This window comes from Vibrio sp. 03_296 (genome assembly GCF_002265885.1).
On record NZ_NPKW01001225.1, the window covers coordinates 1 to 855 of the forward strand.

The following is an 855-nucleotide window of genomic DNA, read 5'->3' on the forward strand; positions in this document are numbered from 1 at the left end:
TATGAACTAATTGAGGCTGTTACTTCTTCGTGATAAATGACACTATGGACAGTCTCAATAACATTGATTTCAAAAAACTTACTAGCCAACAAAAATCTATTCAAATGAAAGTGCGATTGCTCGCATTGGCCCACTTTAAAGATGGTTACTCTCGAACCCAAATTGCTAAGTTCCTTAAGGTAAGCAGAACCAGTGTGAATCAATGGGTACAAACATTCCTTGAAGAAGGGCTTGAAGGACTGCAAGAGAAACCAAGAACGAGTCGCCCAGCAAAACACGACAACTCGACTTTGGGCTGAGCGTGGCTCAAGACCAAGAGTGGTAAAACAGCAGCAGTTTGAACATGCGTGTTTGTTTGGCTCAGTATGTCCCGCTAGAGGTATTGGCCAGGCAATGGTCGTTCCTTGTGTTAACAAGAACATTATGGTTGAGCATCTGAAGTAGCTCTCCACGGTGACCGAAAAAAGTCGTCACACAGTGGTCATTATGGATGGCGCGGGTTGGCATACCAATGACATTGCAGAGCCATTTGATAATGTCAGTATCATCAAGCTCCCACCCTATTCTCCAGAGCTAAAACCGATAGAACAAGTGTGGAGTAGGTTAAGACAACACTATCTCGCCAATCCATCTTTTGCGGATTACGAAGGCATTGTCTCCAAAGTATGTAGGGCTTGGAAGAGTTTTTTGGAATGTTCGGCCAGAGTCAGACAGATGTGTTCGAGAAGATGGATAGACCTGACAGTTAATTTTCCAGATTGGTATGACATGAGCAAGATGCATTCCCTTGAAAGAAAAATTCATCACGCTGAAAACGACAAAACCCAGTCCGAAGACTGGGTTTCTAAATAAGTG

1 pseudogene is annotated in these 855 nt (G+C 43.3%); it reads left to right on the plus strand.

The features are described from left to right. Window positions 1–44: 44 nt before the first annotated feature. Window positions 45–732: pseudogene (locus CIK04_RS31150) on the plus strand (IS630 family transposase); the annotation flags it as partial. Window positions 733–855: the final 123 nt, after the last annotated feature.